This is a genomic window from Halorubrum sp. CBA1229, from assembly GCF_003721435.2.
GTDB lineage: Archaea > Halobacteriota > Halobacteria > Halobacteriales > Haloferacaceae > Halorubrum.
Genome location: NZ_CP054586.1, coordinates 280,199 through 293,240, shown reverse-complemented (window position 1 = coordinate 293,240; position 13,042 = coordinate 280,199). Strand labels below are relative to the sequence as shown.

General features: G+C 56.2%; 9 protein-coding genes and 2 pseudogenes. 7 read left to right on the top strand and 4 right to left on the bottom strand.

The window, feature by feature from the left end:
• Nucleotides 1-251: 251 nt before the first annotated feature.
• The gene (locus tag Hrr1229_RS17665; RefSeq protein ID WP_123115006.1) at nt 252-1,013 is read right to left on the bottom strand and encodes an IclR family transcriptional regulator; all 762 of its coding nucleotides are present in this window, start codon (nt 1,011-1,013) and stop codon (nt 252-254) included.
• A gap of 546 nt (nt 1,014-1,559) precedes the next feature.
• Nucleotides 1,560-2,345, bottom strand: coding sequence for an IclR family transcriptional regulator (locus Hrr1229_RS17660; protein WP_158606094.1), 786 nt, complete (start codon nt 2,343-2,345; stop codon nt 1,560-1,562).
• A 278-nt stretch (nt 2,346-2,623) separates the two neighbouring features.
• Between Hrr1229_RS17660 and Hrr1229_RS17655 the strand changes: the two genes are divergently transcribed.
• Genes Hrr1229_RS17655 through Hrr1229_RS17645 form a run of 3 tightly spaced genes read left to right on the top strand, consistent with a single transcriptional unit; the run spans nt 2,624 to nt 5,846 of the window.
• A complete protein-coding gene (locus tag Hrr1229_RS17655; protein WP_123115004.1) occupies nt 2,624-3,736 on the top strand; it encodes an amidohydrolase family protein in 1,113 nt (370 codons plus the stop codon).
• Nucleotides 3,737-3,741: 5 nt separating this feature from the next.
• Nucleotides 3,742-4,206, top strand: coding sequence for a Rieske (2Fe-2S) protein (locus Hrr1229_RS17650; RefSeq protein WP_123115003.1), 465 nt, complete (start codon nt 3,742-3,744; stop codon nt 4,204-4,206).
• The gene (locus Hrr1229_RS17645; RefSeq protein ID WP_123115002.1) at nt 4,203-5,846 is read left to right on the top strand and encodes a BCCT family transporter; all 1,644 of its coding nucleotides are present in this window, start codon (nt 4,203-4,205) and stop codon (nt 5,844-5,846) included. The genes Hrr1229_RS17650 and Hrr1229_RS17645 overlap by 4 nt, the downstream gene beginning before the upstream one ends.
• 144 nt (nt 5,847-5,990) lie before the next feature.
• Here the strand turns inward: Hrr1229_RS17645 and Hrr1229_RS17640 are convergent, their stop codons facing one another.
• On the bottom strand, nt 5,991-6,419 hold the full coding sequence (locus Hrr1229_RS17640) for a universal stress protein (protein WP_123115001.1): 429 nt from the start codon (nt 6,417-6,419) through the stop codon (nt 5,991-5,993).
• Nucleotides 6,420-6,568: 149 nt separating this feature from the next.
• Here Hrr1229_RS17640 and Hrr1229_RS17635 point away from each other — a divergent pair, with 149 nt between their 5' ends.
• On the top strand, nt 6,569-7,819 hold the full coding sequence (locus tag Hrr1229_RS17635) for a saccharopine dehydrogenase NADP-binding domain-containing protein (RefSeq protein WP_123115000.1): 1,251 nt from the start codon (nt 6,569-6,571) through the stop codon (nt 7,817-7,819).
• A 787-nt stretch (nt 7,820-8,606) separates the two neighbouring features.
• Nucleotides 8,607-8,879 carry a hypothetical protein gene (locus Hrr1229_RS18345; protein WP_255212607.1) on the top strand — a complete coding sequence of 91 codons (273 nt, stop codon included), beginning with the start codon at nt 8,607-8,609 and terminating at the stop codon, nt 8,877-8,879.
• A gap of 167 nt (nt 8,880-9,046) precedes the next feature.
• On the opposite strand, the pseudogene Hrr1229_RS17625 reads toward Hrr1229_RS18345, so the two are convergent.
• A pseudogene (locus Hrr1229_RS17625) lies at nt 9,047-10,282 on the bottom strand (AAA family ATPase); the annotation flags it as partial.
• Between the two features lie 128 nt (nt 10,283-10,410).
• Between Hrr1229_RS17625 and Hrr1229_RS17620 the strand changes: the two are divergent.
• Together Hrr1229_RS17620 and Hrr1229_RS18340 are read left to right on the top strand one after the other, a co-directional pair.
• Nucleotides 10,411-11,667 (top strand): RNA-guided endonuclease TnpB family protein, encoded by a 1,257-nt coding sequence (locus tag Hrr1229_RS17620; protein WP_123114998.1) that lies wholly within the window; start codon nt 10,411-10,413, stop codon nt 11,665-11,667.
• Nucleotides 11,668-12,837: 1,170 nt separating this feature from the next.
• Nucleotides 12,838-12,942: pseudogene (locus Hrr1229_RS18340) on the top strand (AAA family ATPase); the annotation flags it as partial.
• Nucleotides 12,943-13,042 lie beyond the last annotated feature (100 nt).

Below are 13,042 nucleotides of genomic sequence, written 5' to 3'. Positions count from 1 at the left end.
GGCTGCATATCCCACGACGATTCACAACGGCCTCCTGCCGCGGCTCGTCGCCACCTCTCAGTCGCTTCAGTCTGCGCTATGGAGCGGTATGAATCCGCAACTCGGACAGCCATTATGCTTTGTTGTCCTGTAATCCATCTCTGTGCCGCAGTTCGTACACTCGTAATGGAATGGTGCCATCAGACGTCTTTTGATCGATCCTACATATATATATTTTGTAGGTATCCTCATTAAAAACGGTACTATGAGTGTTAGTAATCTCGAAGATTCACTTCGATTCGGTTCTTCGTCACGAGTAATCGGTCCCGAAGGGTTTCACGATACCATTCTCCTTTCATGTCGGCTGCGGGCCCCGAGAGACTAATCGCGCCGATTACTGCGTCGTCGGAACCGAACACCGGTACTCCGACGCATCGGAGCCCGGGACCATACTCCTCTTCGTCGAACGCGACGCCGCGATCACGAACCCGTTTGAGTTCGTCCAGTAGCTTTTCGCGTTCGGTGATAGTGTTCTCAGTGTAGCCGACTAGGTCCATCGATTCGAGTAATGTCTCGAGCCGATCTGACGAAGCGTGAGCGAGAATCGATTTACCGGTAGCCGTACAGTGTAAGTCATGTCTCTCGCCGGCCCGCGTCGAAAAGCGAACGTCGTCGCTTCCGCGAGATCGGTACAGGTAGACTCCTTCACCATGCTCTTCGGCACTCAGATTACCAACTACGTCCAGCCCTTCGACGAGGGATTCGATTTGCGGTCGCGCTATCTCGAACAGGTCCGTCTGCATCCGTGTCGTCTCGCCGATGCGAAGGAAACGGAGCCCGAGTCGATATCGACCGTCCTCATTTACGACATACCCGCGTTCGCGAAGCGTTGTCAGATGGTTGTGCACGGTGCTTTTCGAAACACCGACCGAATCGGAAATTTCGGTCACACCGGCCTTATCCGCCTGCTCTAGGTATTCTACCACTGATAAGAGGGTGGTAATCGATTCGACAGGGGCATTTGTGCGGTCCATGGACGAAGCGTACTCACCGGGTGCACTTGTAATTAGCTCAAAACTGTTTTGTACGACAGAACGCTTGCATTATTTTTGTTTCTGCTACCGTAGTGCTGTCAGTACTCCCTTCTCCGGTTTAATTCGAGTTCCGTGACGATTGCTCATGCGTTCGTGTGGAGGGCAGTACTATCTGACCGTTCCGTTCTGTGGGACAGGAACGTTTCTCTGAGCGTTCCTTTCGTGCGTATTCTCTCCTGACCAAGCGATTTGCCGTGCGGAATTTGGGAAAGGGATTACAGTAGTACGACTGTAATACCGACGGTGCCCAGAGCGACCGACAATTCTTTGTTCTGGTAGACAGAACACTGAAGGATGTAACCAGCACACTATCTATTACTGTGCCGCTCAATCGAATCAGGTTCGGTGACGAACACCCGACTCGATACTGATTCGACCGAAGAGAACCTGAATCGCCCTATCAGTGGCTCTGAAGGTCGTTTGAGATGACAGAACGACCGATCAGCGGGTCGATCTCCGAGAGTATTTCCGCGGGGGCGACTCGATTTAGCTGGTCGCATCACTCGAACTGTAGTTTAGTTCGATTATATTTCTGGCCGAGAGGAGCTCCTTTCGAAACTCCTCTTCGACATCGGGTTCTCGCAAGCGGTGCGCAGGGCCGGTGATACTGAGGCCGCCGAGAACGCCACCGGTTGAATCCTTGATCACCGTCGAGACCGACGCCATCCCCATCCTGTATTCTTCGTGGTCGAAGGAGATGCCGCTCTCGCGGATCCGTTCGAACCGTTCTTCGAGTTCGTCACGCTCCGTGACCGTGTTTTCCGTGTGTGCGGGCATTCCGTGTCGGTCGAGTATCTCGGTTACGCGGTTGTCGGAGTACTGTGCGAGGAACGCTTTGCCGACGGCAGAGGCGTGCATGTGAAAGTGCGTCCCGTCGGTAAAGTCGTACGAGATGCTGAGATCGTTCTGAACGACATCGAGCGCGACGCACATTCCGTTCTGTTCGACGGACAGCGTGACGAATTCGCTGCTGGTTTTTTCGGCGAGGGCATTCACTTCCGGCTTCGCTACGTTGTAAAGCGTGACGTCGTCGCGAACGGATCCCCCGAGTTCCAAATACCGGAAGCTGAGTTCGTACGCACCGTTGTCCTCGTTCTGTACCACGTACCCCAATTGCTGAAGCGTGCTCAGGTAGTCGTGAACAATGCTCGCCGGTCTGTCGATCGTCTCTGCGATCGAGGTCACACCACGCTCACCGTCTTTCTGGAGTGCCGCCACGATATCGTCCATCGTCAGTAACGCCTTGATCGGACGGTTAGCTTCGTCATCCATACCCTTGCTATCAGGGCCATCGCACATATACATTCGGAATTGTCGAATATAGTGATCGGAGCAAGCGGCCCAAATCGAGGAAGCGAAGATATATCCATAACTATTGATCATGTTCGTGCTGGTTCATTCGATAATACCGAATTTAGCGCCCGTTTTTTAAATCATGAAGGTTCCGCTCTTCTGGCGAATAGCCACTCTAGAAGCGCTCTATGGCTACTTTCGCTATTCAAGATGAGGAAAGAGTTATTAGGGGGAGTCAGTGTATGTCTGTGTAGAGCATGGCACAAGATACCCAGGGGACGAGACAAGACCGTCGATCGGAGTCGGAACTAACGCTAGTCGACGCGGATGTCCACCAGCGGTGGGCGGACGACGAAGCGATCGCCCAATACCTTCCGGACCGCTACAGAGACGATGGGCTAGTGCTCCCAGAGCTGCTGTACCGAAACCCCGGGGAGTTCCTCCGGCAAGACGAGAAGACGGAGGACGGGAACAAACCGGGAACCGATCTTCAAAAGATCTGCGACGATCACCTAGATAAGCACGACATCGACTACGCGATGTTGACCGGGAACTCGTGGTTCAACCTCGCGGCACTGCCTCACCGCGATTACGCGCACGAGCTCGCTCGGGCGCACAACGAGTGGTTGGTGAACGACGTTCTTCCGGTCGACGACCGGTTTATCGGATCGATGTACGTCGCACCGAAGGCGCCAGAGAAAGCCGCGGAGCTCATCCGCGAATACGGCGACCACCCACAGATCCGTCAGGTGATGCTGCCCGGCGGAGCCGAAGTGCCGTACGGTCGGCCCCAGTACTGGCCGATGTACGAGGCCGCCGAAGAACAGAACCTCGCCATGGCGGTCCACCCGTTCTCGGAAGGGCACGGAACGAGCAACCCGCCGACCGGTGCCGGCCATCCGAACAATTACATCGAGTGGCACACGCTCCTCGGCTCGTACTACATGGGACAGCTCGCCTCGATCGTCACCGAGGGCGTCCTCGTCGAGTATCCCGACCTGCGGTGGGCGTTCATCGAGGGCGGTTACGGGTGGGTCCCCCACTTCATGTGGCGGCTTGATAAGAACTGGAAGGGGCTCCGCTCGCAGGTCCCGTGGTTGGAGGAGAAGCCGAGCCACTACATCCGAAACAACGTCTGGTTCGCCAGCCAGCCCGTCGAGGAGCCCGAGCAGCCGGAGTTCCACGACTACATCCTCGAGATGATGCACGCGGACGAGATGCTCATCTACGCGTCGGACTATCCACACTGGGACGGTGACGATCCTACGTGGGGGCTGCCGCCAATGGACGACGACATGGAGCAAGCGATCAAACACGAGAACGCGGCCGAGTTGTGGGATCTCCCGACGGACGGAAGCAAACTGAAGTGATTCCAATGACGAAAAAACGATTCGAGATCTGTCCGGCTGCCGAATTCGACGCCGGCGAGCGGCTCATCGTCGACCTCGACGGATTCTCGGTCGGCGTTTTCAACGTCGACGGGGAGTACCACGCGATGAAAAACGACTGCCCGCACCAGCGCGCACCGCTCTGTGAGGGGAAACTCGGCGGCACCACGGAATCGGACAGCCCCGGCGAGTACGAGTGGGTTCGGCCGGGACAGGTCGTTCGCTGCCCGTGGCACGGGTGGGAGTTCGACGTCACGACGGGCGAGTCGGTTTTCAACCCGCACAAGGTGAAAGCCAAAACGTTCGAGACGCGGGTCGAACCGTCCGAATGTGAGGACACCGTCGCCGACGGCGGCTGTGAAGGGTGTGGTGCCGACTTGGAGGGGGACGAACCGCCGGTCGAGACGTACGACGTGGAAGTCGAACAGGGAACGGTTGTGGTCTACCTATGAGCGCAGATTCGGAGAGCGCCATCGCTGCCCTCCGCGACGAGATTGACCCGTTCGTCTTTCTCGGCGGAGCGATCGCGACCATCATCGCGATCGGCTACATCGCCGCCCGTCCGGGTGCAGCGGGGGAGTTCCTCACGAACGCGAATACGTTCCTCTGGAGCGAACTCGGATGGGTGTTCCTCTGGGCGATGTTCCTCGCCGTCGCGTTCTGCCTGTGGCTGCTGGTCGGACCGTGGGGGAAAATCAAGCTCGGCGGACCCGACGAGGAACCGGAATTCTCGTACACCTCGTTCCTCGCGATGCTGTTCTCCGCGGGCCTCTCGACCGGGCTGGTCTTCTACGGCCCGGCCGAAGCGCTGTTCCACTACTCTTCGGGGCCGCCGTATTTCGGTGCCGAAGCCGAGAGCGCCGCTGCTGTCCCCGACGCGATCCAGTATACGATGCTCCACTGGGGTATCTCCCCGTGGTCAGCGTACCTGATCGTCGGTGTGACGATTGCCTACTACGTCCACCGTAAGGGCGCTCCGATCAAACCGTCAACCGTGTTCGCCCCCTTCATCGGCGTCGAGAATCTCGACAAGAAATGGGTGAAGCCGCTCGACCTCTTGATGGTCATCGTCTCAGTTGGCGGCGTCGCCGTCTCGCTCGGGTTCGTCGTCACTCAGTTCCTCGGCGGGATCTCCTACAACTACGGCGTCGAGGTCGGAAATCTCGGAACAATACTGGTGACCGTCGGCCTGACCGTCGGGTTCACCATTTCCGCAGCTCTGGGTGTCAAACGCGGCATCCGTCGCGTCTCGACGTTCAACATGTATCTATTCCTGTTCCTCCTCGCGGTCGCGTTCGTGTTCGGTCCGACATCGTTCCTGCTCAACACCGGAACGGAGGCGCTCGGCGGGTACATCAACAGCTTCGTCGACATGAGTCTCTATTCGAACTCGGCGAACGGCGCCGAGTGGGTCGGTAGCTGGACCGTCTTCTACTGGGCCTGGTGGTTCTCGTTCGCGCCGATGATTGGTATCTTCATCACGCGGATCTGTCGCGGTCGAACGATCCGGCAAGTCGTCTTTGCGGGACTCATCGGAACCACCGCAGCCTCGTTCCCCTGGTTCATCGTCATGGGCGGGTCGTCGCTGTGGGTCCAAACGAGGGGCACCGTCGATCTGCTCTCCATCGTGTTCGAGCAAGGACGCGAAGTCGCCGCGTTCCCGCTGTTCGAGACGCTCATGCCCTTCGGCGGCATCTTCGCCGCCGCCTACTTGCTTCTCGTCCTCACGTTCCTCATCACGACCGTCGACTCGACGACGCTGAGTCTCGCGATGTTCACCACGGACGGGAGCGAGCATCCGTCGACGATCAATCGCGTCCTCTGGGGCGGACTCGTGGGCTTGCTCTCCTCGCTGCTGCTCATCACCGGCGGACTCGAGGCGCTCCAGAACTTCGTCGTCCTGCTCGGGTTCCCGATCGCGTTCGTCATCGGGCTGTGTTTCATCGGACTCACCATCGAACTCGAGCGGACTCGTCCCGTCTTGTTGACCGAACGCCACAAGAAAGCCGACCGCGAGAGCGAGGATCAGCAGACGGTCGTCGATTATCTCTCGGATCGCCGTCCCGCCTGGGCGGGTGGTTCCGACGACTGAAGTTCGGTTCACCCGACGATTTCTCCCGGTCCGTTCTCGAGACTACAAGTCGGCAGTATCTTTCCTCAGTACGACCACCTCACCGGCGATCGTGCATGGACCACCAGCCGTTCCGTAAGAATGAGCCGAGAGCGACGTTACGGATCAGTCGAGAGCGACGTTAACGACCGGCGTAGGCGATTCGAACATCACGTCCTGTGTGACGCTTCCGAACAGCGCCTTCCCGGTCGGTGACCGCTGCCGTCCACCGATAACGACGTAGCGCGCATCCTGCTCCTCAGCGTACGCCGAGATCTCGGCTGCTGGGTCGCCGACGCGGACCGAGACAGTGGGTTCTGGCAGCGTCGACTCGCCCGTCGCCCGGGACACGATGTTCTCACCGATTTGTTGTACCTCATAATTATCGGTCAGATCCTGTCCTTCGATGTCTTTCTCGAGGACTTTGACGAGTTCGGACCGTTGGAGGACGTGAACCGCGTGTACCGCTTCGTCGAAATTGGTCGCTATCGTCTGTGCTTCTTGGAGAACGGGTGCTGCTCGCTCCGAATCGTCAATGGCTGCCACAATAACCATACTCCGATGTTCGATTCGATCCACAAAGAGATTCCGGGAGGAAGACAGTCGCGAGCAACCGCTGCACAGAAACGCGGCGGGTAACGACCGAATTATTCCGCATTTTCCCCTAGTTTTAAGCCGGTTCGGCCAAAATGCTAAACTGCTATATGAGTAGCAAAACTGTCGTACTAGGCGGTTCAGGAGCGATGGCAGCGGGCTGCGTCTACGACCTCCATCAGACGAGCGACTTCGACGAAATCGTCGTGGCCGACGCTGACGAAGAAAACGCGCGTCGCCTCCTCGAGGTCATCGACGACGATCGATTTCGGTTCGAATCGGTCGACGCGACCGACACGGACGATATCGTGCGTGTTCTCGAGGGCGCCGACTACGTCGTCAACGGCTTGCCGTACCCGTTCGAGGAGAACGTCCTCGATGCGATGCAAGAGGTGGGCAACCTCACGGGCGTCGATCTGAACGCGTTCGACTTCGAGGAGGTACTCGACCGGTCCGAAGAGTTCGCCGAGGCGGGGAACTCCCTCTGGTTCGCTAACGGAGGCCTCGTAAGCACTATCGCGCTCGGAATGGCTGCCTGTGAACGGTTCGACGACGTCGAGGACGTCAACTTCTACTGGGGGATGTGGCGCCTCCTCACCCAGACGACGCCGGGACTCACGGACACGGTCACCTACGAACACGACCCCGACGTCGACGAGCGAGCGAAGTGGGAAGACGGCGAGGTTATCAACGATCTCCCGGCGTTCAGCGAACAGCGGACGTTCGAGTTCCCGGACCCGATCGGCGAAGAGGATACGTACGTCATCTCCCACCCCGAACCGGTCACCTTCCCGAAGGCCCCGGTCGCTCAAGCGAAGAACGTCGACAGTATCATTACGCGCGGTGCGTGGCACGAGGAATGGAAACGCTACGAGCGGACCCTCCACGCGTCGAACGCGTTCGAGACGGACAGCCTCGAGGTCGACGGAGCGGAGGTCGACCCCATCGAGGTCATGCAACAGCAGGTGAAGAACCAGGGACTGGAGCTCGAAACGCAGTGGAAGCCGCCCGAAGACCTGTCACCCGAGACGGAGTGGACGCCTCAGACCATCCTTTCGGCGGAGGTAACCGGAACCGTAGACGGCCAGGACGACCGTGCCGTCTTCCACTTAGAGCAACCGTCTCCGTTCTTCGACGTCGACGAGATCACCGTGATGCGCGAGTACGGCTGCTACGTCGGCGTCCCGCTGTCCGTCACGCTCCAACTCATGGCTGACGGTGCCATCGATGAGGACGGCATCTTCATTACCGAGACCAGTGGTCTCGACGCGGAACGGTACCTCGAGGAGATGGAGGAGCGCGGCTTCGACTTCGTAACTGAAGAAACGCCCAGCAAGTCGATTGCAGCACAGAGCCGATAATTGATAGAAGTTCGAACCCGATAAGTGGAGATTCCAAACGGTAGTCGCACCGAGAACGGCCTGACGCGCGTCGCTACCCGCTCGCGCTCTGAGACCCTTCTCAACCATCACATCTTCTGAGCGGAGTCGCAAGTAGCCGCGTAGTTTCGTGACGAACCTGTTCACGTCTTGTCAGCTTGGCTACGACATTACCAGACGGAGCGGGCTTATAACCACGTTTCCGTGGTCGGTGAGTCGACGGAATAATTAGTTTGCAAACAAATACTTTTGCTATTCTATTTTTCTGGTTATATGTTTGGCAGCATTTCTGAATCCGGTTGTTCAACGCGGTAGCTGTAGTTCTCCTAGCGGAGTCCACCGATCAGATCGTCGGCACCATCGACGAGAAACAGCGCGTCGTCCGTGGTTCTCTGCTAATCTAGAAAGAAACGCTCGTATGATCGATTATATACGTTGAAAACAGCCGTTAATGGATGGCCGTTTTGGTTTCTGGATCGACAGCAGCGTACAGCGAGTACGGCCCACCGTTGGTTCGGGTTTCTGATCGACCGCAACGCGTTCCGAGATCCCACCGCTAACGACCTGTAAATCCGTTTTCTGTAACCAGTTATGAACAGCCGCACGGATCCGATTTACTCCCAATTAATCAAGAAATATAACTGTATGCGTAAATGGTTATTCTGCTGTAGTAGCAGATGCTTTTTCGTCCCGCCTCCTGCTTAACGTAACACGACGGATCGTTGGCCGATATATTTATAATGATTGATTATTATATTCAACAAGTGGTATGTATGAGCACACCAATAAAACTGAGACGCAGCATGCCTCAAAGCGTAATGTCGGTTCCGATGACGGTGCCGTTTGGCGGCTGTTAGAGGCGATCACCGGAGCTCTCGCGGCCGTGACTGTCTTTGCACTCTCGCTGCCGATGTTCGCTGAGCTCGTGAGTCCGTTTCACTCGCTGTTCCCGGCAGGTCTGTTTGTATCGATGTACCCGATGGGACTCCTATTCATGTACTCATCTGCCACGTCACGACGAGCAATCACTTCGGGTGAGTAGTAAGACAAAAATTCGGGGAGATCTTCGATGTGGTCTTCATCTGGATGGGTGAGAACTAGATAATCAACTGAGTCGATATCTCAATAACGAGGACCTCGAACTATATCGCACGACATCTGAAACAGCCGGTTGATAAAAAGCACGAACTGGCTGTGCGGACCGGACTACTAATCCCGCAACCGTCTCTTCACGACCTCCCCAAGTTCTTTCGAAGGAATCTCTTGGAGTCGCTCGTCTTCGCTCAATGTATCTAGAACAGCCCCAACGGGCTCGGTGAACTTGAAAACCAAGTGGACACCCGATTTGAATCCACCACTGACCCGTTCGCTTTCCAGAACACCGTACGTTCCGGCCTTGTTGATGTGGCTGTTGACTGTTTCTTGTGTGTATATTTCCATGTCGCTTCCCTCACAGAGAATTTTGTAGATGTCGTACACCACGGGGCTCGGAGCCGCTCCTTCATTCTCTTTCGCGACAAGTGCGGCAGCGTACAGAGATAGTTTCTTTTGGACAGACATCCCGCCAACGATCTCGAGGACCCGATTCTTCACCACAGAGTCGTTTGCCGATCTGACGTGGTCCTGCGTCACCACCGGGTCGCCCGCCCGGTTCGCGATCTCTCCAGCATCACGGAGCAGATCGATCGCGCGACGCGCGTCACCTTCGTTTTGAGCACCGTACGCAGCCACGATCTCGATTACTCCGTCTTCGAGGGCGTCGTCTTTAAACGCATCTCGACGTCGTTCGAGAATTTCGATGAGCTCGTTGGCGTCGTAATCGGAGAAGTGAATCCCGTTCGGGTTGTAAGAGCTGTCAGTCCGGCTGTCCAGGTTCTCGCGGAACTTCGGGTAGTTAGTGACAACCACCGTTGACAGCTGTGTATCAACATGCTGTTCCGACATGACTCGGCTCAAACTATAGAGCAGTCGAGAGTAGGCCGGCTCGTCTGCGCCCGTACTGCCGGTCAGCGCGTCGATCTCGTCGAGGATGAACACGAGTGAGTCGAAGTGATCGTCGACGATCTCGTAGAGCCGGGTGTATTTCATATCGGTCGAGACACCCGACCGAGGGACATCCCAAACCACGCCCGCTTTCCGTGCCGTCTGGTGGCCTAGCTTCCACACGGCGCGGTCGAGCGTGTGGGACTCCATCGTTTTGAAATTGACTGCCACAAAGTCGAACTCAATACCGCTCTCCTGAGCTCGTTCTTTGACTTTGTTCGCGACGGCTTTCACCGTCAAGGTCTTGCCTGTTCCACTGGGACCGTACAAAAGCAGATCCGGCGGTCGCTCACCATCGAGAGTATCCCGAAACGCCCGAGCTTCGGCAGCGAGTTGCTCGTCCCGGCCGTAGATCCGATCCTGATCGACAATCGTACTCGAGTCAACGAGGTCCTTGTTTTCAACTGAAGCGGTAGCGCGGAGTCCCCTTCCTCAAGGAGCGACCGAAGGGAGTGAGTAGGGAGAGGAGGAGCGCGTTCGTATCAGTCATAAACACTACTTATATGTATCCTTCTATATACATTATATATGTGGCAGACGACTACGTGCGTCGGACGGCAATCACTCGTCTTGAGGTTACGGACGAGCAACGCGACCTCCTCGAAGAGACGATCTCCGAGTGGAAGCGCGGGTGCCAACTCACCACGGACATGGCGTGGGGCAACTGTAACGCGAAAAGCGACGTACAGCCCCTCGCTTACGACGACGTGCGCGAACACACCGACCTCGGGAGTCAGCACGCGATTCTCGCCACACACCAAGCAGCTCAAGCCATCACTGGCTGTCTCGAACGCCGCTCGAACGGCAAACAGGTCAGTAAGCCGACGTTCACCGCACCCACGATAACTTACGACACTCGAACGATGACGCTGTTCGATGACGATACAGTGTCACTCTCCACGACGGAGAGTCGCGTCCGATGTGACCTTGCGCTCCCTGAAGCCGAGGATGGCTACCAACGGCAGTATCTCGACTCCGACCACTGGAGCGTCACGGAAAGCACGCTCACTGCTCGTGACGGTGACTACTTTTTGCACATTAGCTTCCGCCGACCCAAGACCGACACCGAGCGAGACACCGCCGAGGACGGAACGGTTCTCGGGGTCGACCTCGGTATTGAAAACCTCGCCGTCACCAGCACAGCACGATTCGTCAACGGGCGCGAATTCTCTCATAACCTCCGCGAGTTCGAGAAAGTCCGTGCAGGACTCCAACAGACAGGCACGCGAAGCGCCCACAGAACGCTCGAACAATCAAGTGGACGCGAACTACGATACGTTCGTGACGTGGTTCACCAAGTGTCGAACGCGATTGTGGATGAAGCACTTCGATACAAGTGCGACGTAATTGCGTTCGAGGACTTGACTGACATCCGCGACCGAACGGGTGCGTCGTGGGGGCACAAGTGGGCGTTCCGAACGCTGTACGAGCAAGTGGAGTACAAAGCCGAAGCAGTCGGCATCTCTGTGAAGCAAGTGGGTTCGGCGTACACGTCACAGCGGTGTGCCGAGTGTGGATTCACAGCTGAGGAGAATCGCCGAACTCGCACGGATTTCCGGTGCGTGAAGTGTGAGTCGGAAGCGAACGCGGATTACAATGCGGCGAAGAACATCGGGATGCGGTACGTCCATCGAGGCCAACAGTCGTCTCGGCGGACGGGCGACAGTCAACTCGCCCTCAAGTCTGGAACGGTGACGCCGAGTGGCGGATTCACCGCCCACCCGGACGGGTTCGAGGCCGAGCTCACGGACAAGCCCCTCCCTCAACGAGCGAACCCGTCAGGGTGAGCGAAGTAGGGTGGGGTTGTTGACAAACAGTCTGTACGTCGCCATCGAGGATGCTATCCACGACAGATGATCCGGACTCTTGTGACCCACCAGACTCGGTATCTGGCTGCCCCGAGTCGGTTTCGTCGCCTTCCATAGTGGTCATTGTGATCTAACCGCTAATAACCTTTGTCGAAATGAAGGGGGCTGAGTCGAAATGAAGGGAGCTATGTCGATATGAACACCCCTCCGTCGAAATGAATTTCCTGCTTCTTTCATATCATGAAATCTCATCTCAGAGTCCTGGCCGCGGTAGATCTTCTTCGAAGTGAGCACCCCTCAGTCGATATGAAGTCATTTAGTCCGGAAATTGTCCCCGTCCACACACCCCGTCATCGAAATGAAATACAAAAACACTGTGTCCGAGCCCGTCAACGAGATTTCATCGTGAGGAGTGGCAGCAGGTTCTTCGAGATGAAATGCTCGAACAAAACACGAATACTGCTGTATTAGACCGTACAAATTAGGTTTAGAGCAATTTTCTCTGTGGAAGAACCAAATTCATATCGAAGACGGTGTGTGAGAGTCATCTTACTACTACGTCAATCTCCGATTTCATATCGAATATGGGGTGTGAGAGCTACCTATATTATCTCCCGTTGTCCGCTCACAGTAGATATCCCGTTTGTTTCACATTATAAATTCTTTTCAAAACTCTTTTTGAGAATTCTAGTCTTATAACGGGCTGCGTATTGCCGCTCTAAGAGTAGTATCGAGGTGGTCTCACACCCCTCGTTGCCGCTGTAAACACGAATGATGTGTGACCTCCAGATGAAATTGCGGGTGATTCGGAGAAAGTCGAGCGAGAGCCGGTCAGCTACGTGAGTTGGGGGAAAACACCATGACGGTGAAACATACGGTTCAGGTCTTCGACGCCAAAACAACATGGCCTCTCAGTATGCCAAAAGCGTGGTACGGTAGCAAACAACACGCTTTGGTATAAAATTACTGGTCGATGTGGTGTTGATAGTAGAACGTGTGAGCGGGCAGGTGGATATTTTCCATAAATACACCGCTCTACGGTGGTTTTACAGCGGCAACGAGGGGTCCATCTCTTTCGAGCCACCATACCATTTCCCGGGAGATGTTTACAGCGGCAACGAGGGGTGTGCGACAGATGATCTCTGATACCTCGAGCATCGCGACGCTGAAATCAACCACCCCTCCAACGTCCTCGATTCTACCATGAACGGGAAACCCGCCAACACCGCCATCGTCACCGGAACTACCGGCGCAGATGATTCGCTCTTATGTAGAAACGCGGAAAGCCCGTATAATTACACTAAGTCGCCGGTAATCGGGAGATATGTCCTCTACTGAGTCAGCGTTCGGTCGT

Excerpts from the sequence above, each read along its gene's own strand:
- Hrr1229_RS17655 (WP_123115004.1), top strand. The coding sequence starts at position 2,624 with ATGGCACAAGATACCCAGGGGACGAGACAAGACCGTCGATCGGAGTCG.
- Hrr1229_RS18345 (WP_255212607.1), top strand. The coding sequence starts at position 8,607 with ATGTATGAGCACACCAATAAAACTGAGACGCAGCATGCCTCAAAGCGT.
- Hrr1229_RS17665 (WP_123115006.1), bottom strand. The coding sequence starts at position 1,013 with ATGGACCGCACAAATGCCCCTGTCGAATCGATTACCACCCTCTTATCA.
- Hrr1229_RS17660 (WP_158606094.1), bottom strand. The coding sequence starts at position 2,345 with ATGGATGACGAAGCTAACCGTCCGATCAAGGCGTTACTGACGATGGAC.
- Hrr1229_RS17635 (WP_123115000.1), top strand. The coding sequence starts at position 6,569 with ATGAGTAGCAAAACTGTCGTACTAGGCGGTTCAGGAGCGATGGCAGCG.
- Hrr1229_RS17645 (WP_123115002.1), top strand. The coding sequence starts at position 4,203 with ATGAGCGCAGATTCGGAGAGCGCCATCGCTGCCCTCCGCGACGAGATT.
- Hrr1229_RS17640 (WP_123115001.1), bottom strand. The coding sequence starts at position 6,419 with ATGGTTATTGTGGCAGCCATTGACGATTCGGAGCGAGCAGCACCCGTT.
- Hrr1229_RS17650 (WP_123115003.1), top strand. The coding sequence starts at position 3,742 with ATGACGAAAAAACGATTCGAGATCTGTCCGGCTGCCGAATTCGACGCC.